Source organism: Pseudonocardia sp. ICBG601 (assembly GCF_020496245.1).
In genome coordinates, this window is sequence record NZ_JAHLJA010000148.1 from 1,922,904 (window position 1) to 1,945,716 (window position 22,813).

21 protein-coding genes are annotated in these 22,813 nt (G+C 74.9%); 10 read left to right on the forward strand and 11 right to left on the reverse strand.

The window, feature by feature from the left end; all coding sequences use genetic code 11:
• The first annotated feature begins 9 nt into the window (after positions 1-9).
• Positions 10-798 (forward strand): RNA methyltransferase, encoded by a 789-nt coding sequence (locus KPL57_RS38600; protein WP_226355437.1) that lies wholly within the window; start codon positions 10-12, stop codon positions 796-798.
• Here the strand turns inward: KPL57_RS38600 and KPL57_RS38605 are convergent.
• Both KPL57_RS38605 and KPL57_RS38610 read right to left on the reverse strand, forming a co-directional pair.
• Positions 786-2,372, reverse strand: coding sequence for an AMP-binding protein (locus tag KPL57_RS38605; RefSeq protein WP_226355438.1), 1,587 nt, complete (start codon positions 2,370-2,372; stop codon positions 786-788). The two genes, KPL57_RS38600 and KPL57_RS38605, sit on opposite strands and share 13 nt — an antisense overlap.
• Before the next feature lie 113 nt (positions 2,373-2,485).
• Positions 2,486-3,694: an MFS transporter gene (locus KPL57_RS38610; protein WP_226355439.1), complete on the reverse strand. Its 1,209-nt coding sequence runs from the start codon at positions 3,692-3,694 to the stop codon at positions 2,486-2,488.
• Between the two features lie 45 nt (positions 3,695-3,739).
• Here KPL57_RS38610 and KPL57_RS38615 point away from each other — a divergent pair, with 45 nt between their 5' ends.
• The gene (locus KPL57_RS38615) at positions 3,740-4,945 is read left to right on the forward strand and encodes an ROK family transcriptional regulator (protein WP_226355440.1); all 1,206 of its coding nucleotides are present in this window, start codon (positions 3,740-3,742) and stop codon (positions 4,943-4,945) included.
• Between the two features lie 10 nt (positions 4,946-4,955).
• On the opposite strand, the gene KPL57_RS38620 is transcribed toward KPL57_RS38615, so the two are convergent.
• The gene (locus KPL57_RS38620; RefSeq protein ID WP_226355441.1) at positions 4,956-6,692 is read right to left on the reverse strand and encodes a pyruvate dehydrogenase; all 1,737 of its coding nucleotides are present in this window, start codon (positions 6,690-6,692) and stop codon (positions 4,956-4,958) included.
• A 196-nt stretch (positions 6,693-6,888) separates the two neighbouring features.
• Here KPL57_RS38620 and KPL57_RS38625 point away from each other — a divergent pair, with 196 nt between their 5' ends.
• Positions 6,889-7,044 carry a hypothetical protein gene (locus KPL57_RS38625; protein WP_178374212.1) on the forward strand — a complete coding sequence of 52 codons (156 nt, stop codon included), beginning with the start codon at positions 6,889-6,891 and terminating at the stop codon, positions 7,042-7,044.
• A gap of 128 nt (positions 7,045-7,172) precedes the next feature.
• On the opposite strand, the gene KPL57_RS38630 is transcribed toward KPL57_RS38625, so the two are convergent.
• Positions 7,173-8,060 (reverse strand): 3-keto-5-aminohexanoate cleavage protein, encoded by an 888-nt coding sequence (locus KPL57_RS38630; RefSeq protein ID WP_226355442.1) that lies wholly within the window; start codon positions 8,058-8,060, stop codon positions 7,173-7,175.
• Positions 8,061-8,122: 62 nt separating this feature from the next.
• Between KPL57_RS38630 and aroQ the strand changes: the two genes are divergently transcribed.
• The 7 genes from aroQ (at position 8,123) to KPL57_RS38665 (ending at position 14,879) form a co-directional block, all read left to right on the forward strand.
• A complete protein-coding gene (gene aroQ / locus KPL57_RS38635; protein WP_226355443.1) occupies positions 8,123-8,722 on the forward strand; it encodes a gamma subclass chorismate mutase AroQ in 600 nt (199 codons plus the stop codon).
• 98 nt (positions 8,723-8,820) lie between these two features.
• Positions 8,821-9,867, forward strand: coding sequence for a leucyl aminopeptidase (locus tag KPL57_RS38640; protein ID WP_226355444.1), 1,047 nt, complete (start codon positions 8,821-8,823; stop codon positions 9,865-9,867).
• Positions 9,868-9,890: 23 nt separating this feature from the next.
• On the forward strand, positions 9,891-10,616 hold the full coding sequence (locus KPL57_RS38645; RefSeq protein ID WP_226356656.1) for an Asp/Glu racemase: 726 nt from the start codon (positions 9,891-9,893) through the stop codon (positions 10,614-10,616).
• A 191-nt stretch (positions 10,617-10,807) separates the two neighbouring features.
• Positions 10,808-11,512: a GntR family transcriptional regulator gene (locus KPL57_RS38650; RefSeq protein WP_226355445.1), complete on the forward strand. Its 705-nt coding sequence runs from the start codon at positions 10,808-10,810 to the stop codon at positions 11,510-11,512.
• Entirely contained in the window at positions 11,509-12,510 is a 1,002-nt protein-coding gene (locus KPL57_RS38655) for an ADP-ribosylglycohydrolase family protein (protein ID WP_226355446.1), read from the forward strand. The genes KPL57_RS38650 and KPL57_RS38655 overlap by 4 nt, the downstream gene beginning before the upstream one ends.
• A gap of 12 nt (positions 12,511-12,522) precedes the next feature.
• On the forward strand, positions 12,523-13,965 hold the full coding sequence (locus KPL57_RS38660; RefSeq protein WP_226355447.1) for a cytosine permease: 1,443 nt from the start codon (positions 12,523-12,525) through the stop codon (positions 13,963-13,965).
• Complete coding sequence (locus KPL57_RS38665) at positions 13,962-14,879, forward strand: PfkB family carbohydrate kinase (RefSeq protein ID WP_226355448.1); 918 nt, start codon at positions 13,962-13,964, stop codon at positions 14,877-14,879. Before KPL57_RS38660 ends, KPL57_RS38665 begins: the two co-directional genes overlap by 4 nt.
• Positions 14,880-15,432: 553 nt before the next feature.
• Here KPL57_RS38665 and KPL57_RS38670 read toward each other — a convergent pair.
• The 7 genes from KPL57_RS38670 to KPL57_RS38700 all read right to left on the reverse strand — a co-directional run bounded on the left by KPL57_RS38670 (position 15,433) and on the right by KPL57_RS38700 (position 22,801).
• Positions 15,433-15,918, reverse strand: coding sequence for a hypothetical protein (locus KPL57_RS38670; RefSeq protein ID WP_226355449.1), 486 nt, complete (start codon positions 15,916-15,918; stop codon positions 15,433-15,435).
• A 274-nt stretch (positions 15,919-16,192) separates the two neighbouring features.
• Complete coding sequence (locus tag KPL57_RS38675; RefSeq protein ID WP_226355450.1) at positions 16,193-17,050, reverse strand: alpha/beta fold hydrolase; 858 nt, start codon at positions 17,048-17,050, stop codon at positions 16,193-16,195.
• Positions 17,047-17,700, reverse strand: coding sequence for an isochorismatase family protein (locus KPL57_RS38680; RefSeq protein WP_226355451.1), 654 nt, complete (start codon positions 17,698-17,700; stop codon positions 17,047-17,049). The genes KPL57_RS38675 and KPL57_RS38680 overlap by 4 nt, the downstream gene beginning before the upstream one ends.
• Complete coding sequence (locus KPL57_RS38685; RefSeq protein WP_226355452.1) at positions 17,697-18,269, reverse strand: (2Fe-2S)-binding protein; 573 nt, start codon at positions 18,267-18,269, stop codon at positions 17,697-17,699. Before KPL57_RS38685 ends, KPL57_RS38680 begins: the two co-directional genes overlap by 4 nt.
• Positions 18,266-20,620: a xanthine dehydrogenase family protein molybdopterin-binding subunit gene (locus KPL57_RS38690; RefSeq protein WP_226355453.1), complete on the reverse strand. Its 2,355-nt coding sequence runs from the start codon at positions 20,618-20,620 to the stop codon at positions 18,266-18,268. The genes KPL57_RS38685 and KPL57_RS38690 overlap by 4 nt, the downstream gene beginning before the upstream one ends.
• Positions 20,613-21,398 (reverse strand): xanthine dehydrogenase family protein subunit M, encoded by a 786-nt coding sequence (locus KPL57_RS38695; RefSeq protein ID WP_226355454.1) that lies wholly within the window; start codon positions 21,396-21,398, stop codon positions 20,613-20,615. Before KPL57_RS38695 ends, KPL57_RS38690 begins: the two co-directional genes overlap by 8 nt.
• Positions 21,395-22,801, reverse strand: coding sequence for an MFS transporter (locus KPL57_RS38700; RefSeq protein ID WP_226355455.1), 1,407 nt, complete (start codon positions 22,799-22,801; stop codon positions 21,395-21,397). Before KPL57_RS38700 ends, KPL57_RS38695 begins: the two co-directional genes overlap by 4 nt.
• Positions 22,802-22,813 lie beyond the last annotated feature (12 nt).

Below are 22,813 nucleotides of genomic sequence, written 5' to 3' on the forward strand. Positions count from 1 at the left end.
GCTCGTCGGGTGCCCGACCTGACCAGCACCGCCAACCCGCGTGTCAAGAACCTGGTCCGGCTGCGCACCCGCCGCCACCGCGACGCCGCGGGCGTCACCGTGATCGAGGGGCACGACGAGCTGGCGCTCGCGCTCGACGCCGGCGTGGAGCCGGCCGAGGTGTACTGGGCGCCGGACCTCGTGCGGTCGGACGCGCTGCTGACCCGGATGCCGTCGGCGCCGGTGTTCTCGGTGACCCGCGAGGTGTTCGCCCGGATCGCCTACCGCGAGTCCCCGGACGGCTGGCTCGCCGTCGCCCCGGCCCCCGGCCGCCCGCTCGACGAGCTGGACCTCGGCCCGGACCCGCTCGTGCTGGTCGCCGAGGGCGTCGAGAAGCCCGGCAACGTCGGGGCGATGCTGCGCACCGCCGAGGCGTGCGGGGTCGACGCGGTGGTCATCGCGACCCCGGAGCGCGGCGGCACCGACTTCGCCAACCCCAACGTGGTGCGGGCGTCGAAGGGGACGGTGTTCGCGGTGCCGGTCGCGTCCGCGCCCACCACCGAGGTCCTCGACTGGCTCGACCGGCGCGGCATCGCCACCCTCGTCACCACCCCGGCCGGGACGACCGGGCTCGCCGGCACCGACCTGACCGGGCCGACCGCGCTGGTCATCGGGACCGAGGCCACCGGGGTGACCGACGCGTGGCTCGACCGGGCCGACGCCACGGTGGTCATCCCGATGCGCGGGCGGGTCAACTCGCTCAACGCCTCGATCGCCGCGGCCGTGGTGCTCTACGAGGCGGTCCGTCAGCGCGGCTGACCGGCGAGCTCGGCGCGCAGCCGCTTCTTGTCGGTCTTGCCGATCCCGGTCAGCGGGATCCGCTCGACGAACTCCACGGTGTCCGGCACGTACATCGCGCCGGCGCGGTCGGCGACCAGGCCGGTCAGCTCGTCCGGGCTCGGCGCCGGGGAGTCGGTGACGACGGCGGCGTGCACGGTCTCGGTGCCGTCGTCGTCGGGTACCCCGAAGACCGCGGCGTGCCGGACGGCCGGGTGCTCCATGAGCAGGTCCTCCAGCTCGGAGGTGTACACGTGCCCGCCCACGACGACGATCATGTCCTTGACCCGGTCGAGCAGGTGCAGGTAGCCGTCGGCGTCCTGGCGGGCGACGTCGCCGGTCCGCACCCACCCGTCGACGACGGTGGCGGCGGTTAGCTCCGGCTGCTTCCAGTAGCCGTCCATCTCCATGCCGGTGTGCACCCACAGCTCACCGCGCCCGCCCGGGGCGACGGGGCGGCCGTCGGCGTCGGTGATCGCGATCGTGGTGGTGGGGATCGGCCGCCCGACGGTGCCGAGCAGGTCGGGGTTCCGGTGCTCCTCGGCGGTGAGCACGCTGATCCCGCCGGCCTCGGTCTGGCCGTAGAACTGGGTGAACACCGGGCCGATCCGGCGCAGCGCCTCGGCGATGCGCCGCGGGTTGGCGGGGGCGCCGCCGTAGACCAGCGACCGCAGCGACGACAGGTCGGTCCGGTCCAGGTCGGGGTGGTCGAGCAGGCGGTAGATCAGCGGCGGCAGCAGGAAGCCGTGGGTGATGCGCTCCCGCTCGACGGCGGCGAGGTAGGCGCCGGGCTCGAAGTCGTCCTGCAGGACGACGGTGCCGCCGTCGGCCAGGGTGCGGTCGGCGAGCGCCCCGCCGACGTGGGCGACCGGCGTGGCGACGAGCAGGCGCGCGCCGGTGTCGCCGCTGCCGAACCCGCCTGCCCCGCGGCGCATCGCGGCACCGCGACGGTGGTGGTCGAAGGTGTAGGTGATGCCCTTCGGGTGGCCGGTGGTGCCGCCGGTGTGCCGGATCTGCTCGACGGCGTCCGGCCGGGCGCGGCCTAGGACCGGTGCGGTGGACGCCGTCGCGGCCTCGGCCGTCACGTCGGTGTCGGTGCCGTGCGGGCCGAGCCAGAGCACGTCGACGCCGGGGACCAGCGCGAGGACGGGCTCGGCGGCCGCCGCGGCGTCGGCGTCGACGAGGACGAGCGGCGCCTCGACGTCGTCGACGATGCGGGCCTGCGCGGCGGCGGACAGGCCCTCGTGCGGCTGGGCGATGCCGGCCCCGAGCAGCGTCACCGCGAGCCGCGCGACGATCGCCTCGGGCGTGTTCCCGGCCAGCAGCGCCACGACCCGGCCCGGCTCGACCCGGTCGTCGAGGGCGTGGGCGAGCCGGTGCACGGAGTCCACGAGCTCGCCCGCGGTGATCCTGCGGTCGCGGTGCACCAGGGCCTCGCGGCCGCGGTCGGCGGCGAGGGCGTCGAGGAGCTCCTCGACGTCGCTGTGCAGGGCGGTCCCGCTCTGCGTGGCGGTGTCGTTGCGCGGCGCGGTGGCGCGGTCCAGACCGGCGGACATGTCCGGGCTCCTCTCGACGGGATCGTTGTCTTACGCAACGATCAACTCGAGGGCAGGCTTCCCGGAGGTGATCTGATCGACACCTCTCGCTTGTGTGACCTGCCAGGCGGTCCTCAGGCGGCCAGGGCGAGCTCCTCGCGCCGCTCGGCGCGTTCCATCCGGACCGCCACCCCCAGTGCGGCCAGTCCCAGCAGCGGCAGGACGGTCGCGACCGCGGCGGGCGCGGTCCAGCCCCATCCGGCGGCCAGCACCAGGGCGCCCAGTGCGGCCCCGAGGGCGTTGGACACGTTGAACGCGGCGTGGTGCAGCGCCGCGCCCAGGGTCGGGCCCTCGCGACCGGCGTCCATCAGCCGGGTCGCCAGCGCCGGGGTGGTCGCGGTGGTGGTGAACGCCAGTGCGAACAGCGCCAGCAGGGCCAGCACCGGCGACGACGCCGTCACCGCGAACACGGCCATCGCGACCGCGGCCGAGGCGAGCCCGGCCGCGATCGTGCGCACCGGGGCGGCCTCGGCCAGCCGGCCGCCGACCTGGTTGCCCAGGGTCATGCCGACCCCGAACACCGCCAGTGCGAGCGGCACCGCGGAGACGGCCAGGCCGGACACCTCGGTGAGCACCGGGGTGATGTAGCTGTACACGGCGAACGAGCCGCCGAACCCGGTCGCGATGACCGCCATCGTGATCCAGACCTGGCCGCGGCGCAGTGCCGACAGCTCGCCCAGTACCGAGCCGCGGCGCTCGTCGCGGACGTCGGGGACCAGGCGCCAGACGGCCAGCATCGTGAGCGCCGCGACGGCGCCGACGGTCAGGTAGGCCGCGGGCCAGCCCGCGTTCTGCCCGAGCCAGGTCGCGCCCGGCACGCCGACGATGTTGGCGATCATCAGCCCGCTCATCACCGTCGCGATCGCCCGTGGCCGCCGCTCGCGGGGGACCAGGGAGGCGGCGAGCACCGAGGCGGTGCCGAAGTAGGCGCCGTGCGGCAGGCCGGCCAGGAACCGGGTGGCGACGAAGGTGCCGAAGGTCGGGGCGAACGCCGACGCCACGTTGGTCACCGCCAGCGCGCCCGCCAGGGCCAGGACGAGGTGCTTGCGGGGCCACCGCGCGCCGAGCACGGCGAGCACCGGCGCGCCGACGACGACGCCGAGCGCGTAGGCGCTGATGGCCGTGCCGGCCTGCGGCACGGTGGCGCCGAGGTCGGCGGCGAAGGCCGGCAGCAGACCCATCGAGGCGAACTCGGTGGTGCCGATGGCCAGACCGCCGAGGGCCATCGCGGCGAGCGCGGGCCCGGTGGTGGGAGACTGGGACGAGGTGAGAGCCTTTTTCATCGCGACACGAGGATAAATCTCGGGAGGCCGGAGGTGTCAAACCGGATGACGTCGATGTCGGCCGGTTCACGTTCCGGCACGGATGCGCCCGGGCGCGCCGAGACCGACCGCTGGCGCGCCACCGCCGAGGTCCTGGACGAGGTCCGCCGCGAACCCGGCCTCACCCGCGTCGAGCTCGCGCGGCGGCTGCGCCTGGCCAGCGGCTCGGCCACCGAGATCGCGGCCCGGCTGCGCGACCTCGGCTGGGTCACCGAGGAGCGTGCCCCCTGCGGCGGGCGCGGGCGGCCGACCACGACCCTGACGCCCAACCCGGACGGGCCGGGCGTCGTCGCCGTCGACGTGCGGTTCGAGGGCTGGCGGGCCGGGTTCGCCGGGCTCGACGGGACCCCGGTCGCGGTGCGCTCGGGGCGGCACCGCCGTCGCGACCCCGACGCCGTCGCCGCGGAGCTGGACGGGGTGGTGGCCGAGCTGGTGGCCGCCGCGGCCGGCCCGGTGGTGGCGGTGGGGATCGGGATCGCCGCGACCGTCGTCGACGAGCACATCGCCGAGGTCGGGGGCGGCCAGGGCTGGAGCCCACTGGACGTGCGCCGGATCGGCGCCGGGCTCGGCCTGCCGGTGCTGGTCGGCAACGACGCGAACCTCGCCGGTGTCGCCGAGGTCCGCGACGGCGCCGCCGCCGGTGCGCGCACCGCGCTGTTCGTGACCGTCGAGGTCGGCATCGGCGGTGCGCTGCTGCTCGACGGGCGCGCCCAGACCGGCGCCCGGGGCGCCGCGGGGGAGCTGGGTCACCTGCCCTTCGGCGACCCCGGCGCGGACTGCGTCTGCGGCGCCCGCGGCTGCTGGACGACCGGCGTCGACGGCCGGGCGCTCGCCGTGATGCTGGGCGAACCGCAGCCGGATGCGCCCTACACCTACACCCGCGCGGTCCTCGACCGCGCCGCCGCCGGGGAGCCCGGCCCGTCGGCGGCGGTGACCTCGGCGTCGGCGTCGCTGGCCCGCGGGATCGCCGGGCTGGTCAACGCGCACGACCCGGAGGTCGTCGTGCTGGCCGGGCTCGGGCCCGCGCTGCGGGCCGCGGCGCCGGAGGCGTTCGCCGTCGCCTACGACGCCGGGCTAATGGCCTTCCGCCGCGCCGTCGCGCCGCCGGTCTACGACGACGCGCACGGCGAGGACGGCGTGCTCCGGGGTGCCGCCGCGATCGCGCTGGACCACGCGGTCTCGGCCCCCGGGCTCGCCGCCCGCGCCGGCTGACCCGTCCCGCTCAGGGCCGGGGGATCGACCGCAGGTTGCTGCGCGCCAGCTCGACCATCTTCCCGACGCCGCCGTCGAGCACCGTGCGGGTCGCGGCGAGGGCGAACCCGCGGACCTGCGCGGCGGTGATGTGCGGCGGGATGGACAGCGCGTTCGGGTCGGTGCGCACGTCGACCAGGGCCGGGCCGCGGTGGTCCAGCGCCCGGCGCAGCGCGGCGCGCACGTCGGACGGGTCGTCGACGGCCTCGGCGTACAGCCCGGCGGCGCGGGCGATCCCGGCCAGGTCGGCCGGGCCGTGGTCGGTCTGGAACGACGGGTAGCCCGCCACCATCATCTCCAGCCGGATCATGCCCAGCGAGCCGTTGTTGAACGCGACGACGGTGAGCGGCAGGTCGTGCTCGGCCGCGGTCAGCAGCTCGCCGAGCAGCATCGTCAGCCCGCCGTCGCCGGACAGCGACACCACCTGCCGGTCCGGGTACGCGAACTGGGCGCCGATCGCGTGCGGCAGGGCGTTGGCCATCGTCCCGTGCCGATAGGAGCCGATGATCCGGCGCCGGCCCTTGGGGGACAGGTAGCGCGCCGCCCACACGTTGCACATGCCGGTGTCGACGGTGGCGATCGCGTCGTCGGCCATCTCCTCGTCGAGGACCGCCGCGACGTGCTCGGGGTGGACGGGACGCAGGTCGGAGACCTTGCGGGTGTAGGCGCCGACCACCTTCTCCAGCGCCTCGGCGTGCCTGCGCAGCATCCGGTCCAGGAAGGAGCGGTCGGTCTTCTCCGCGATCCGCGGCAGCAGCGCGTCCAGGGTGGACGCGGCGTCGCCGTGCACGCCCAGCTCCAGCAGCGTGCGACGGCCCAGGCGCGCGGGGTCGGTGTCGATCTGCACGGTCCGCGCCTGCGGCAGGAACGAGTCGTAGGGGAAGTCGGTGCCGATCAGGACGAGCAGGTCGGCCTCGTGCGTCGCCTCGTAGCAGGCGCCGTAGCCGAGCAGCCCGGACATGCCGACGTCGTGGGCGTTGTCGTACTGGATCCACTCCTTGCCGCGCAGCGAGTGGCCGATCGGCGCCTTCACCCGGTCGGCGAGGGCGAGCACCTGCTCGCGGGCGTGCTCGATCCCGGCGCCGACGAACAGCGTCACGGTGTCCGCGGCGTCGACGAGCCGGGCCAGCTCGGCCACCTGCTCCTCCGACGGCGCCACGACGCCGGTGGGCGGGGACAGGTGCGAGGTGCCGGTGTCGTTCGGGGCGTCGAGCGCGCTGACGTCGCCGGGCAGGACCAGCACCGCCACGTCGGACTCGGCGAGCGCGGTCTGCATCGCGATCCGCTGCATCCGGGGCATCTGCTCGGGCCGCGAGATCAGCTCGCAGTACGCCGAGCACTCGGTGAACAGCCGCTCCGGGTGGGTCTCCTGGAAGTAGCCGGTGCCGATCTGGACCGAGGGGATGTGCGAGGCGATCGCCAGCACCGGCGCACCGGTGCGGTGGGCGTCCATCAGGCCCTGGATCAGGTGGGTGTTGCCGGGGCCGCAGCTGCCGGCGCAGACCGCGAGCCGCCCGGTGAGCTGGGCCTCCGCGGCGGCCGCGAGCGCGGCGGCCTCCTCGTTGTGCACGTGCACCCACCGGATGCGGCCGTCGCGGCGGATCGCGTCCGCGATCGGGTTGAGGCTGTCACCCACCAGGCCGTAGATCCGTTCGACGCCGGCCTGGTGCAGCAGCTCGATCATCTGGTCGGCCACGGTGCGGCCCATGTCGTCCTCCTCGCGCTCGGGTGCGAGGGCCGTGTTCCCCCTGTGGAGCCAGGTCGAACCGTTGCGGTGTGTGACGGTCCCCGCGCACCGTCCGGCGCACGGCAGGTCACGACTCGGGCATCGGAATCGATTCCCGCGCTGCGGAATCCCCCGGACGTGAGTACTTTCCCCTCACATTCCTGGGAGGGGACACGAAATGATCATTCTCGGTCTGATCCTGCTGCTGGTGGGGTATTTCACCAGCATCTCCATTCTCTACTACCTCGGTGGCCTGCTGGTCATCGTCGGTGTGGTCCTGTTGATCCTGGGAGCGATCGGACGGCCGGTGGGCGGGCGGAAGGCCTGGTTCTGACCGGGCCGGCCGGACCCGGCCGCGGGAATCCGCGGACCGGGTGACGGCCGGCGTCGTCGAATTCTCCGCGGGGGTGCGTGTCCGGGTGGACCGGAAACGCACCCCCGTGGTGTGTCACGGCGAAAGGATCACCCGCGCGGCCGGATTCCGAGAATGTCGCGGGCGGCCGCGGGGGAGGCCGGTGTCGCGCCCACCCGGTCCAGCACGCGCAGTGCGCCGTCGAGCAGTTCCCGGTTCGACGGCGCCGTGCCCCGGCCGTCGTCGAAGTCCTCCAGGCCGACCCGCAGGTGCCCGCCGCGGCGCACCGCCAGCTCGGCCAGCCCGGAGGCGACGACGTCACCGCCCAGCACGGCCACCGACCACGGCAGGCCCGAGGGCTCCAGCAGCTCCAGGTAGGCCTCCAGCGCGGCAGGCGTCGGCGGCAGCCCGAACTGCAGCCGGTCGGCGAAGTACAGCTTCACGATCGCGCCCGGCGGGACCCGCCCGTGCCGGTGCAGGGTCAGCGTGGTGCGCAGGAACCCCGGCTCGAAGATCGAGATGCTCGGGGCGGCGCCCAGCTCGGCGGTGCGGGCGAACATGTACTCGGTGTCGGCGAAGGAGTTCTGGTACGGCTCCGGCGCCGCCGCGTCCGGGCACGTGCCGTCGTCGAGCAGGCCGACGTTGACCGAGCCGGGGTCGACCAGGGTCATGTGCCCGCGCCGGCCCAGCTCCTCGACGTGCGCCCACCGCCGGGTCACCGGGATGTCGCGGGCCCCGGCCGCCATCGTCGGGTAGAGCAGCGCGTCGGGGTGCGCGGCCAGGACCGGGTCCCAGGCCGCCAGGTACGGCTCGACGGCGTGCACCCCGTCGACGGTGAACATCGGCTCGTCGTTGTGGTGGTGCACGATCGCCGCGCCCGCGTCGAGGACGTCGACGGCCTGCTCGGCCACCTCCGCCGGGGTGCGGGGCACGTGCGGGTTGCGCTCCCGCGTCGTCGTGCCGTTCAGCGCCACTTCCAGGATGACCGCGGTGTCCACGCCCGCCAGCATCGCCGCAGGCGGCGGTGGGGCGCGACCGCTGCGGTCGTAGGCTCGTCACCGTGATCGGCACACGCGGTACCGCACTGGCCGGGTCGCTCCTGGTCCTGGGCCTGCTGGCCGGGTGCGGCGACCAGCCCCTCCCGCTGACCGAGGGGCCGCCCGGCGCGTCCCCGGCCGACGGGCTCATCCGGGTCGTGCAGCTGTCCGCGCAGCGCGCCCAGGTCTCCGACCAGGTCGCGGCGGCGAAGTTCGGCACCGGGGCGGCCGTCACCGACCCGGCGCGGGAGGCGGCCGTCGTCGCCGAGGCGCGGGCGGACGCGACCCGCGACGGCGTCGACCCCGACTGGACGGCCCGGATCGTCGCCGACCAGATCGCGGCGAGCACCCAGGTGCAGAACGACCTGATCCGGCAGTGGACCGACCGGCCCGACACGCGTCCGGCGCAGCGTCCCGAGCTGGCCCAGGTGCGGCCGCAGCTCGACCGGATCGGCGACGAGCTCGTGGCCGCCCTGAAGCTGGCCGGACCGGCCCGGGCGAACGAGGAGTGCCCGTCGACCCTGGCCCAGGCCGCGGTCGAGCAGGCGCAGGGGCTCGACGAGGTCCACCGCAACGCCCTCGGGCGGTCGCTGAAGTCCGTCTGCGACGGCGCCCCCGGCTGATCCGCCCCGTGTGACGGTGCCGTTTCCGCTCGTCGGAAGGTCTTGCGTATCCGGATAGTACGTGCTCGGATTAATGGGACGAGACACGGAGGTGCGCGATGGACCAGAACCTGTTCAACGACATCTGCCTGCAGCAGCTGACGCTGTCGGGCGTGCACGAGGGGGAGACGGTCGTCGTGCTCACCCGGGGCGCGGAACGGACCGAGTACGCCGACGCGTTCCTCTGGGCGATCCAGAAGCTGGGCGCGACCGGCTACCACATGCGGCTGCCGTCGCCGGCGAGTGCGGGCGGCGCCTGGGCGGTCGGCGACTCCGGCCTGGGGAACATCCCCCTGGCCGTGGACGCCCTCAAGGCCGCGGACATGGTCGTGGACTGCACTTTCCTGCTGTTCAGCAAGGAGCAGTTCGCCATCCAGGACGCGGGCACCCGCATCCTCACCGCGGTCGAGCCGCCCGAGCTGCTGGCCCGGCTGATGCCGACCACCGAGCTGCGCGAACGCGTCGAGACCGGCGCGGAGCTGCTGGCCAAGGCCTCGACCATGCGGATCACCAGCCCGCACGGCACCGACGTGACCTACCAGCTCGGCATGTACCCGACGCTGAGCGAGTACGGCTACACCGACACCCCCGGTCGCTGGGACCACTGGCCCGCGGCGTTCGTGTTCACCGGCGGCTCCGACGACGGCGTCGACGGGAAGATCGTCCTCGCCCCCGGGGACGTGCTGCTGCCGTTCAACACCTACGTGCAGACCCCGGTGGAGATCACCATCGAGCAGGGCTTCATCCGCGACATCCGCGGCGGCGCCGGCTCCTCCGGTCTCGACGCGGACCTGCTCCGCTCCTACATCGAGTCCTTCGACGACCCGCGCGGCTACGGCATGAGTCACGTCGGCTGGGGCCTCGACGAGCGCGCCCACTGGCACGGCCTGACCCAGTTCGGCGGCGGCATGGGCATGGAGCTGCGCAGCTTCTACGGCAACGTCATGTTCTCCATCGGCCCGAACAACGAGCTCGGCGGCCCGAACGACACCGCCTGCCACTTCGACATCCCGATGCGCGGCAACTCCCTGTTCCTCGACGACGAGCTGATCGTCGACGCCGGTGAGCTGACCGTGCCCGAGATGAAGCCGGTGAACCGGCGGTGAGCCCCCGCGACCACCACATCGGCATGATCGTGCCGAGCTCGAACCTGACGATGGAGACCGAGCTCCCGCGGATGCTGCGCGCCCGGGAGGACGTGCTGCCCGACGACCGGTTCGTCTTCCACGCGGCGCGGGCCCGGATGCAGCACGTGACCCCCGAGCAGCTGCGCGCGATGAACGCCCAGGCCCAGCGGGCCGCGGCCGAGCTGGCCGACGCCCGGCCGGACGTCGTCGCGACGGCCTGCCTGGTCGCGATCATGGCGCAGGGACCGGGCTACCACTGCACCGCCGAGGACGACATCACCGCCGCGCTGCGGGCCGAGGGCTCCGACGCCCCCGTCGTCTCCAGTGCCGGGGCGCTGCTGTCGGGGATCGCCGCGCTCGGCGCGAAGCGGGTCGCGATCATCACCCCGTACATGGAGCCGCTGACGAAGGCGGTCGTGGACTACCTCACCGACGCGGGGGTCGAGGTCGTCGACTCGCTGTCGCTGCAGGTGCCCGACAACCTCGCCGTCGCCCGGCTCGACCCGGCCGACCTGCGCGAGCACTGGCGCAGGCTGGACCTGGCCGGCGCCGACGCGCTGGTGCTCAGCGCGTGCGTGCAGATGCCGTCGCTGCCGTCGATCGAGGCGGTGCAGGACGCGGCCGGCATCCCGGTGCTGTCCGCCGCCACCGCGACCACGCACCGCATCCTCACCGGGCTCGGGCTGGAGCCGCGGGTGCCCGGGGCGGGGGCGCTGCTCGCCGGCTGAGGCCGTACGACCGGGACCCGCGTGCCGCGCCGGCACGCGGGTCCTCGTCGTGTCCGCGGGCCATGATCCTTCCCTGAGGAGTGCCGGCGTCCCTGGCGGGCGCTCGCGGCTCCACGGAGAAGGATCACGGGATGCCGGCCGTCCGGCGCAGGGGGTGGACGCGCCTGATTCGGTGCTGTACATGTTTGTACATGTCTGAACAGGGTGGGCGTTCCAAGAGGGCGCGCCTCGTCGAGGACCTCGCCGGGCGGATCCGCTCCGGCCGGTTGCCGAACGGCGAGCAGCTCCCGGGGGAGAACCAGCTCGCCCGCACCTACGCCGTCTCCCGCGGCACGGTCCGTAGCGCGCTGGCCGAGCTCGCCCGGCGCGACCTCATCACCACCGAGACCGGCGTCGGCTCGTTCGTCACCTTCGACGGGTCGCCCCTGGACCAGCGGCTCGGCTGGGCCCAGGCGTTCGCCGCGTCCGGCGCGGCCGTCGGCACCGAGCTGCTCGGCATCACCGCGGGCGGCGACCCCGGTCCCACCGGGTACGAGGGCCCGCTGGTCACCGTGCGCCGGCTGCGGCGCGCCGGGGCCGTCCCGGTCTCGCTGGAGACCGCCTCGCTGCCCGCCACCGGTGACCTCGCGCGGCTCCCGGAGACCGGTCTCGTCGACGGCTCGATCACCGCCACCCTCGCCGCGGCGGGCCTGCTCGGCGTCGCGGGGGAGCAGTGGATCGCGGTCGCCCCGCTCGACACGGCCGACGCCGTCACCCTCGAACGCGAGCCCGGCGAGCTGTTCCTGCACGCCGTCCGGGTCACCCGCGACGCCCGCGGCGGGCTCGTCGAGCACGTCGTCAGCCTGCTGGACCCGCAGCGCTTCCGGTTCCACCTCGCGTTCGGGGAGAACCGGTGAGCGACCCGCACGACCGCGCGCTGGGCGCGCTGCTCGGTCTCGCCGTCGGCGACGCGCTCGGGATGCCCACCCAGTCGCTGTCCCGGGCCGCGATCGCGGAGCGCTACGGCGTCGTCGACCGGCTCCTCGACGGCGCCGACGACCAGCCGATCGCCCCGAAGCTCCCGGCGGGCACCGTCACCGACGACACCGAGCAGGCGCTGTTGCTCGCCCGGATCCTGCTCGACCACGACGGCCACGTCCCGGCCCGGGTGTTCGCCGGTGCCCTGGAGGCGTGGGAGCAGGACATGATCCGGCGCGGGTCGCTGGACCTGCTCGGTCCCTCCACCCGCCGGGCCCTGACCCGGCTCGCGGACGGCGAGCCCCCCGAGCTCGCCGGCCGCGACGGCGTCACCAACGGCGCCGCGATGCGCGTCGCGCCGGTCGGCGTCGCGCACACCGGCCCGCGGCTCCTCGACGCCGTCGTCGAGTCGGCGGTCGTCACCCACCACACCGCACCCGGGATCGCGGCCGCCGCCGCGGTGGCCGCCGCGGTGTCGGCCGGGGTGTCCGGCGCGTGGCTCCCTGCCGCGCTGGACGCCGCGCTCGACGCCGCCCGGGCCGGTGCGCGACGCGGCGGCTGGGCGGCGGGCGCCGACGTCGCCGCCCGCCTCGACGTCGCGTTCCGGGTCCTTCCCGGGCTCGACCGGGCCGCGCTCGCCGACACCCTCACCGACGTCGTCGGCACCTCGGTCACCGCGACCGAGTCCGTCGTCGCCGCCCTCGGGCTCGCCGCCGCCCTCGGCGGCGACCCGCGGGCCGCGCTGGTCACCGCCGCGTCCCTCGGCGGCGACACCGACACCGTCGCCGCGATCTGCGGGGCGGTCCTCGGGGCGGTGCACGGCGCCGCCGCACTGCCCGCCGACCTCGTCGGCACCGTCCGCCGGGTCAACGCGCCCCTGCTCGACCCCCTCGACGACGTGGTCGAGGGGCTGCTCCGCCTCCGCCTTCCCTCCTGACAGGAGGCCGCCATGGCCACCAGCACGACCGACACCGGCACCGCCGGGAACGGGACGCTCGAGACCCGGGGCATCGAGCCCGTCCCGGTCGCCGAGCGGCACGGCCGCCCGGGCCAGCTCTTCTGGGTCTGGTTCGCCGCCAACATCTCCATCCTCGGCCTCCCGCTCGGCGCGACGCTGGTCGCGTCCGGGCTCAACATCACCCAGGCCGTGCTCGCCGCGGTGCTCGGCAGCGTCGGGTCGTTCGCGATCGTCGGCGCGGTGTCGATCGCCGGTCGGCGCGGCGGGGCACCCGGCCTGACCCTGTCGCGCGCGGTGTTCGGCGCCCGCGGCAACATCGGCCCGACCCTGGTGTCGCTGCTGTCGCGGCTGGGCTGGGAGACGGTGAACACCACCACGGCCGCGTTCGCGCTGCTGTCGCTGGTCACGATCGTCGCGGGCACCAGCCCGTCGGCGAAGGACCACCCGGTGATCACGATCGTGTGCATCGCGGTGTTCGTGCTGTGCACGGTGCTCGTCGCCGGGCTGGGGCACGCGGTGCTCGTGGCGGTGCAGCGCTGGGCGACCTGGGTGTTCGGTGCGCTGAACATCGTCGTCGGCGGGTTCCTGGTCGCGACCGTCGACTGGACCGCGGTCGCCGCGGCCGCCCCCGCGCCGTCGGGTGCGGTCGTCGCCGCGGTCGGGGTGATCGCCGCCGGCACCGGCATCGGCTGGGCCAACGCCTCGGCCGACATGTCCCGCTACCAGTCCCCGTCGGTGCGGGCCGGTTCGCTGGTCGCCTCGGCCGCGGCCGGTGCGGGCATCCCGCTGGTCCTGCTGATCTCGCTGGGCAGCCTGCTCGCCGCCGGGGACCCGACCCTGGCCACCGCCGACGACCCGGTCGCCGCGATCCGCGACCTGCTCCCCGCGTGGATGGCGATCCCGTACCTGGTCGCCGCGTTCGGCGGGCTGCTGCTGTCCAACCACCTGTCGGTCTACTCGGCCGGGCTGACCACCCTGACCCTGGGCGTGCGGCTGCCGCGGGTGTACGCCGTCGTCGTCGACGTGCTGGTGACCTTCGCCGGGGCGATCTACTTCATGCTGATCGCCGACGGGTTCTACCCGCCGTTCATCGCCTTCATCAGCGCCCTCGCGGTCCCGATCACCGCCTGGGTCGGGGTGTTCGCCGTCGACATGCTGCGTCGCCGCCACTACGACCCGGTGGCCCTGATGGACACCTCGCGCAGCAGCGGCTACTGGTACCGCGGCGGGATCGAGCCGCGGGCGACGGCGGCCTGGGCGCTGGCGATCGTCGTCGGCTACCTGTTCGCCACCGTCGGGCCGTCGGCCGAGCCGTGGTTCACCGGGCCGCTGGCCGGCACCTGGTTCGGCGAGAACGGGCTGGCCTGGGTGATCACCTTCGTCGTCGCCGCCGGGGTGTACGCCGCGCTGGGCGGGGCCCGGGAGCAGCGGTGACCGGCCGGCTCGTCCACTCCGGACAGGTCCTGGTCGACCTGGTCATGCGGGTGCCCGCGCTGCCCCCGCCCGGCGGCGACGTGCTCGCCACCGGCACCACGATGCTGCCCGGCGGCGGGTTCAACGTCGTCGCCGCGGCCGCCCGGGCCGGGGCCGAGGTCCTCTACGCCGGCGGGCACGGCACCGGTCCGCACGGTGACCTCGTGCGGGCCGCGCTGGCCGCGGAGGGTGTCACGGCGACCGCGCCGCCCGACCCCGGCGGCGACACCGGTATCTGCGTGACCCTGGTCGACCCGTCCGGGGAACGGACCTTCGTCACCGGCAGCGGGGTCGAGACCGCGGCGCCCGCCGGACTCCCGGCGACCACCGCCGACGACTTGCTCTACGTCTCCGGCTACAGCCTGCTCGTCCCGGACAAGGCCGCGGCGCTGGTCGCCGCGGCCGCGGAGTCCTCGGCGACGGTCCTGCTCGATCCGGGGCCCCTGGTCACGGACGTGCCGGAGGCGCTGTGGGAGCGGATGCTCGCCGCGACCGGGGTGCTGAGCACCAACGCGCGGGAGGCGCGGCTGCTCACCGGGGAGCCGACCGCGGCGCGTGCCGCCGGGGCGCTGGCCCGGCGGCTGCAAGACGACGCGGCGGTGGTCGTCCGCGACGGTGCCGCGGGCTGCGTGGTCGTCCGCGACGGGGTGGTGGAGACCGTCCCGGCGCCGGTGGTGGACGCTGTCGACACCAACGGGGCCGGGGACGCGCACTGCGGGGTCCTGGCCGCGGAGCTGCTGCGCGGCACCGGGTGGTCCGAGGCGGTCGCGCGGGCCGGTGCGGCCGCGGCGCTCGCGGTCACCCGGTACGGGCCGGCCACCGCGCCGACCCGGGCGGAGCTCGACGCCTTCCTCGCCGGGGCCGCCGCGGGGTGACGGTGCGCTCCGACGGGCGAGCTGCGCTCCGTCGGGCTGGCTGCGCTCCGTCGGGCAGGGCGCGCCTCGTCGGCAAGGAGCTCCGTCGGTAAGGAGCTCCGTCGGCAGGGCGCGCCCGTCGGCACGGTGCGGGCCGCCGGTCGGCGCGGGGTCGTCGCTCCATGATCGGCAAGAGTGGAGCGCGGAGGCCGGTGGACTGCGCTCCGGACTCCACCTCGGCGATCATCGTCTGATGCTTCCCGGGCGGGCGGGGGGCCGGCGCGGGCCCGTCGGGCCGGGCGGGCGGCTGTGGGGTCGTCGCTCGATGATCGCCGTGTGTGGAGTGCACAGGACGGCGGACTGCACTCCCGACTCCACTCCTGGCGATCATGGACGGGGTCGCGGGTCGAGGTGCCGGGTCGATGGGGTGCCTGGTCCGTGGCGTGCGGCGGCCCATTCGCCGTTCACTGCCGGCGCGGCTCCACCCGGTCCATGATCACCGGTTGTGGAGCGCAGAGGTCGTCGAGCGCACTCCTGGCTCCACAACCGGTGATCATGAACGGGGGCAGGGCCCTCAGGTCCCGGCGCCGGCGGCCGTCGCCATGCCCTGGGCGGTCTCCTGGACCGCGCGGAAGGCCGGGCCGCAGACGGCGGCGTCGCCCTCGGCGAGGGTGCCCGGGTCGGCCTGGCAGCCCTTCGCGGCGAAGTCGTCCAGCGCCTTCCCGACGAGGTCGGCCTGCGCGGCCGCGGCGGGTGCGTCCTGGCGGACCTGGGGCAGGACGTTGCGGATCTCGGTGGTGAACCGGCCGCAGCGCGGGAAGACCTTCGCCGGGTCGCTCGACCAGCAGGGGTCCTGGGCGTAGAAGCGGAACTTGGTCCGCAGCGCCTCCAGCCCCGGGGCGCCGACGCGCTCCGAGGCGGTCTGTCCCGGCCAGGGCTGGGTGTCCTTCGTCGACGAGGCGGCGGGGCGGTCGGCGGAGCAGCCGGCGAGGAGCAGGGCGGCCACCAGCAGGGTGGCCGCCCGCAGCAGGGAGGTGGTCGGGCGCGGGCACGGTTGCACACCGCGACGGTAGGCCCGTCCGATCCGCCCCGCCGCTCCGGCCCGGCGGCCCGGGTCGTCGAACGGCTCCGGCCGACCCCGTGGCAGCCGGACCAGCACCAGCGGCTCGGTACCGGCGGCCCGGTACCAGTGGCCCGGTACCAGTGGCCCGGTACCAGTGGCCCGATACCGGCGGCCCGGCACCGGCGGCCCGGTACCAGTGGCCCGGCACCGGCGGCCCGGGAACGGTGTCCCCCGGACCGGTGCCCGGGGGAGCGGTCGGCCCCGGATCGGGTCAGCCCCGGGCCGGGCCGCCCAGCGCCCCGCGCAGCAGCTCCAGCGCCTCGGCCGGGTTGTCCCAGAACACCATGTGCCCGGCGTCCGGGACGGCGACGAGCCGCGCGTCGGGCCGGGCGGCGGCGATCTCGGCGACTCCGGACGCGGGCACGACGGGGGAGTCCGCGCCGTACAGCAGGGTCACCGGCGCCGGGACGTGCGGCCACGCGTCGAAGAAGTCCTCGGACTCGAACCCGGCGTGCGTCGCGGCGATCGCGGACTCGTCGCAGGAGGACAGCCAGCGCGCACGCAGCTCCTGCTCGCGGCGTGGCCAGCGCGGCCAGGACCGGGCCACCCCGTCGGCGTCGGTGCCGCGCTGCGCCTCGTGCAGCTGACCCAGGAACGCCTCCAGCGTCGTCGGGTACGGCGCGCGGCCGGGGCCGGACAGCGGCGGGTCGACGAGCACGGCGCCGCCGACCGGCCGTCGCGTCGCGGCGACGGCGGCGATCCGGGCACCCATCGAGTGCCCGAACAGGATGGTGTCGGGGCCGAGGTCCAGCGCGTCGAGAACGGCCAGTGCGTCGCCGGCGTAGTCGTCGAGGGTCCACGAGTCCCCGGTGTCGGACAGCCCGCGGCCGCGGACGTCGAGCACCACCGGGCGGCACAGGTCGACGAGCTCGCGGGCGACGAAGTCCATCGTCACCGCGGGGCTGGTGATGCCGGGCAGGACCAGGACGGGGGCGCCGTCGCCGCCGTAGTCGAGGGCGTGCAGCGCCAGGTCGCCGTGCCGGACCCAGCGGGACACGGCGGGGACGTCGGCGAGGTCGGCGAGCGCGTCCTGGCGGACCTGCCGGACCAGGGTGGACGTGACGGTCACAGGAGTCCCTTCAGGTAGGCGAGCGCGTCGTCGAGACCGAGCACGTCGCCGTACTTCGCGTGGATGTCGAACAGGTTCGCCTCGTGCGGCCCGGCCGCGCGGTCGCCGACGCAGTCGCGCGGCACCAGCACGCCGAAGCCGGACTGGACGGCGTCGACGGCGGTCGCGCGGACGCAGCCCGAGGTGGTGGCCCCGCACACGAGCACGGTGTCCACACCGGACGACCGCAGCAGGGTCGCGAGCCCGGTGTCGAAGAACGCCGACGCGCCCTTCTTGGTGAGGGTGTGGTCGGTGCCGCGGACGTCGAGCCGGGGGTCGAAGCCGACGGCGGCCGAGCCCTCGACGAGCGAGCGCATGCCGGGCGCCTTCACCAGCCAGGGCAGGGTGTCGAGCTCGGCGGGGGTGTAGGCGATCGTCGTCCACACCACCGGCGCGCCGAGCGTGCGGGCCGCCTCGACCAGCGTCGAGGTCGCCGCGACGACCTCGGACAGCTCGCTGCCGGTGGGCAGCGCGGGGTCGGTGAACCCGACCGTCAGGTCCACGACGACGACCGCGGGCCGGGTCCCGCGCCGGGCGGCGGCGCCGAACCCGGCGGTCGCGTAAGTCGCGTCGGTACCGGCCCCGTGCAGACCGGTGGGGTGCGGGCTCATGCGGATGCTCCGTCCAGTGCGGACTGCGGGGCGGACTGCGGGGCGGGCTGCACTGCGGACAGGGGCGCGGAGTCCAGTGCGGACTGCAGCGCGGCGCGGCGGCGGCCCGCACAGTCCTCCACGGCGTCGACGATGGTCTGGTAGCCGGTGCACCGGCACAGGTTCGACGCCACGACCTCGCGGATCTCCTCGCGGCTCGCGTCGGGCTCCTCGGCGAGGTAGCCCTCGGCCAGCATCAGGAACCCGGGCGTACAGAACCCGCACTGCAGCCCGTGGTGCTCGCCGAAGCACTGCTGCAGGTCCGACAGCTCGCCGTCGGGACCGGACAGCGACTCGACCGTGCGGATCGCGGCGTTCTCCACCTGCACGGCGAACAGCAGGCAGGCGCGGGCGGGCGCGTCGTCGACGAGCACGGTGCACGCCCCGCAGATGCCGTGCTCACAGCCGACGTGGGTGCCGGTCAGCCCCAGGTCGTGGCGGAGCACGTCGGCCAGCGTGCGGCGCGGCGGGATCGCCAGCTCGTGACGCTCCCCGTTGACGGTCAGCTCGACCAGCTGGATGTCGGTCACGGTGCCTCCCGGTTCAGCGCGGCGAACAGGTCCGCGCGCGACAGTGGGGTGGAGTCCAGCTCGACGCCGGTGGGGCGCAGCGCGTCGTTGACGGCGTTGAGCACGGCCGCGGGCGCGCCGATGGTGCCGCCCTCGCCCGCACCCTTCGCGCCGTCGGCGGTGAACGCGCACGGCGTCTCGAGGTGCTCGATGCGCACGTCCGGGATCTCCGCGGCGGTCGGGACCTTGTACTCCATGAAGCTCGGCGCGAGGGGCTGGCCGAGCTCGTCGTAGACGACCTGCTCGAACAGCGCCCCGGCGATGCCCTGGGCGATGCCGCCGCGGGCCTGCCCCTCGACGACGCGCGGGTGGATGGCGACGCCGCAGTCCTCGACGCAGACGTAGCGCAGGATCTCCACGCCGCCGGTGCCCGGGTCGAGCGCGACGACGCAGCCGTGGGTGGCGTTGGAGAACGTGCCGTCGCCGCCGACGTCGAAGCTCGCCGTCGCGGTCAGGCCCGGTCCGACCTCCTTGGGCAGCAGGTGCGCGCGCAGGTAGGCGACGTCGGCCAGCTCGGCGTAGGAGAACGTGCGGTTCCCGGCGCGCACCCCGCCGCGGCCGTCGAGCTCGGCCGAGTCCACGTCGGCGTCGGCCAGGTGGGCGGCCAGCGCACGGAGCTGGTCGCCCAGCTTCACCGCCGCCGCGGCCGCCGCGGATCCGCCGATCGTCACCGAGCGGGACGCGAACGAGCCCCAGCCGTAGGTGATCCGGTCGGTGTCGCCCTGGACGATCTTGACCTTGTCGTAGGGCAGGCCGAGCCGGTCGGCGACGATCTGGGCGAAGGTCGTCTCGTGGCTCTGGCCGTGCGACAGCGTGCCGGTGGTGACGGTGACCGTGCCGTCGAGGTCCATCGTGATCTGGGACAGGTCGAACCCGGGGACGACCTGCATCTTCCGTGCCGCGAACGCGCCGGAGCCGTAGCCGGTGCGCTCGGAGAAGCAGGAGTAGCCGATGCCCAGCACCCGGCCGTCGGGCAGGGTGCGCCCGGGCCAGCCCTCGTCGCGCAGCACCTGCTCACACAGGTCCAGCGACTCCCGGTAGGAGCCCGGGTCGTAGGTGATGGCGTTGACCCCGCGGTAGGGGAACTCGGTGATCAGGTTGCGCCGGCGGACCTCCAGCGCGTCGAGCCCGAGCTCGCGGGCGGCGCGCTCCATCAGCCGCTCCATCACCATCACGTACTGCGGCCGGGACACCCCGCGGTACGGCGCGGTCGGCGCCTTGTTCGTGGTGACCGCGCGCCCGCGCACCCGGTAGGCGGGGACCCGGTAGACGCCGGGCATCTCCGCCGAGGCCATCAGCGGCTCGATCCCGGCCGTGAACGGGTAGCAGGAGTAGGCGCCCATGTCGCAGACGACATCGGACTCCAGGGCGAGGATCTCCCCGTCGGCGGTGAACGCGGCGCGGGCGGTGTAGTGCTGCTCGCGGGCCAGGAAGCTCGCGGTCAGCGCCTCGCGCCGGTCCTCGATCCACTTCACCGGACGGCGGAGGCGCCGCGCGGCGGCCGCGGCGGCGATCTCCTCCCGGCCGACGACGCACTTCTGCCCGAACCCGCCGCCCATGTCCGGCACGACGACCCGGACCTGCTTCTCGTCGAGCCCGGCGCAGCGGGCCAGGACCGTGCGGACCTGGTGCGGGACCTGGGTGCAGGTGCGCACCACGAGCTGCTCGTCGCGGTCGTCCCAGTCGGCGACGACGCCGCGGGTCTCCAGCGGCAGCGCGTTCTGCCGCCCGGTGCGGGCCTCCACGGTGACCACCGTGTGCGCCTCGTCGAAGACGCCGTCGATGCCCTCGGTGGCGAACAGCGACACGTCGACGAGCACGTTGCCGGGGGCCTCGTCGTGAACCGGGGGACCGGCCGCGGCCAGCGCGGCGGCCTCGGTCACCACCGGGTCGAGCGGATCGAGCTCGACGACGGCGGCCTCCACCCCGTCCTCGGCGGCGTAGGGGTCGGTGGCGATCACGATCGCGAGCGGCTCGCCGACGTAGCGGACCTTGTCGCCGGCCAGCACGGGCATCGAGGTGGGGACGAACTCGCGGGCGGGCCGGTCGAGGAGCGCGGTGATGTCGCCGAGGGCGAGGTCGGCGGCGTCGAACGCGGCGACGACGCCGGGCACCTGCCGGACCTCGGACAGGTCGACGTCGACCACCCGGGCGTGCGCCTCGGTGCTGCGCACGAACGCCGCGTGCAGCATCCGAGGCAGGGTGATGTCGTCGACGAAGCGGCCGCGTCCGGTGAGCAGCCGCGGGTCCTCCCGGCGCGGGACGGACGCGCCGACCCAGCTGCCGTCGCGGCGGAATCCGGGCTCAGCCACGGGCGGCCTCCTCCCGGGCCCGGGCGACGAGGGTGCGGACCAGCCCGCGGCGGTATCCCGCGGGGATCCCGGCCTCGTCGCGCAGCTCCAGACCGTCGGCGACCTCGTCCGGCGTGCCGGCGTCGGGCACCAGCACCGGGACGGCGCCGACCCCGCCGAGCACGACCTCACCGGTGTCCAGGTCCGCCCCCGCCGCGACGACGGCGAAGTCGCCACGGCGGTCGGCGTACTCGGTGAGCGCCGCGCGCGGCGCGGGACGGGGGAAGACGATCTCCACGATCACCTCGTCGGGGTCCAGGGCGGTGGTGAACGGGCCGAGGAAGAACTCCCGGGCCCGGACCTCACGGCGCCCGCCCGGCCCCTCGGCGACGACCACGGCGTCGAGCAGCACCGCCAGCAGGCACCACTCGGCGGTGGCGTCGCCGTGCGCGATCGACCCGCCGACGGTGCCGCGGGTGCGGATCGGCAGGTGCCCGACCCAGCGCATCGCGGCCGACAGGACCGCGAAGTCCGGCCCGAGGTCGGCCCGCTCGACGGCCCGGTGGGTGGTGAGCGCGCCGATCCGGAGCGCCCCGTCGGCGTGGTGGATGCCGGCCAGGCCCGGCACGTGGGTGAGGTCGATCAGGTGCCCGGGCCGGGCCATCCGGTAGTTCATCATCGCGACCAGGCTCTGCCCGCCGGCGAGCAGCTTGGGCTCGTCGTCGGCCAGCTCGGTCAGCAGGTCGACCGCCCCGCGCACCGACGACGCCCGGTGGTAGGTGAACGCGGCGGGCTTCACGCCTTCTCCACCCGCTCCACGGCCGGCGCGTCGAGCGTCTGTTCGTCGCCGGTGATGCGGTCCAGCTCGCGGCCCCGCGTCTCGGGGGCGCCGAGGGCCATGAAGGTCACGGCGGCGAAGACCAGCAGCGCCATCAGCGTGAAGGTCAGCGGCAGGCCGAGCACCGGCCACAGCAGGCTGCCGAAGATCAGCGGGACGAACCCGGTGACCGCCCGGCTCGACGACGACGCCCAGCCGAAGCCCGAGGCCCGCAGCTCGGTCGGGTAGAGCTCGGAGACGTAGGCGTACATGACCGGGATGACGACCAGGGCGAAGAACCCGAACACCGCGATCATCGCGACCGCCGCCGTCGGCGAGCCCATGACCAGCGAGAACACGACCAGCGACAGCGCGGCGCACGGACCGGCGACGCCGATGACCCACTTGCGGCCGACGACCTCGACCAGCAGCACCGAGGTGATGACACCGAGGATGCCGACCGCGTTCATGACGGTGGTGGACGCGAACGCGGCGACCTCGCCCATGCCCTGGGCGCGCAGGATCGACGGCATCCAGGACAGCGCGGCGTAGTAGACGACCATGACGGTGATGAACAGCGACCAGGCGACGCCGGTGATGCGCGGGTTGAACGCCCACACCATCTTCAGCTGCTCGCCCAGTGCGCCGAGACCACGGCGGCGCGAGGTGGTCGGCTCCGGTGCGGCGGCGGTGATCGCGTACTGCTCCACCGGGGCGCCGGTGCGGCGGACCATGTCGTCGATGACGGTGCGGGCCTCGGCCTCGCGGCCGGTGCGGGCCAGGTAGATCGGGGACTCCGGGACACCGCGGCGGATCCAGAACAGCAGCAGCGCGGGCAGCACCATCAGCGCGAGCATCCAGCGCCAGTTGCCCTCGACCGGCACGAGCAGCGTCGCCGAGAGCCCGGCGAGGGTGGTGCCGATCGGCCACCAGCCGTCCATCGCGGCGAGCACCTTGCCCCGGTACTTCCGGGGTGAGAACTCGCTGACGATCGCGTAGTCGACCGGGATGCAGCCGCCGAGCCCGATGCCGGCCAGGAAGCGCAGCGCCAGGAAGATCTCCCAGCTGGGGGAGAAGGCGCCGAGCACCGAGAACAGGGCGAAGATCAGCAGGGTGATGCTGAAGACCCGCTTGCGGCCCATCCGGTCGGCGATCGTGCCGAACGCGACGGCGCCGACGGCCATGCCGATGAGGTTGGCCGTCGCGACGAGGCCGCGCTGGCCGGTCGAGAGGTCGAACTCGACGCCGAGCAGCGGGGTGAGGAAGCCGTTGAGGGCGACGTCCCAGGCGTCGAACATGTAGCCGAGGCCGCCGATGAGGAAGATCTTCCCCTGGACGCCCCAGCGCCAGGGCAGGTCCTGGACGACCTGGTCTCCGGTACGCATGTCGGTGCTCCT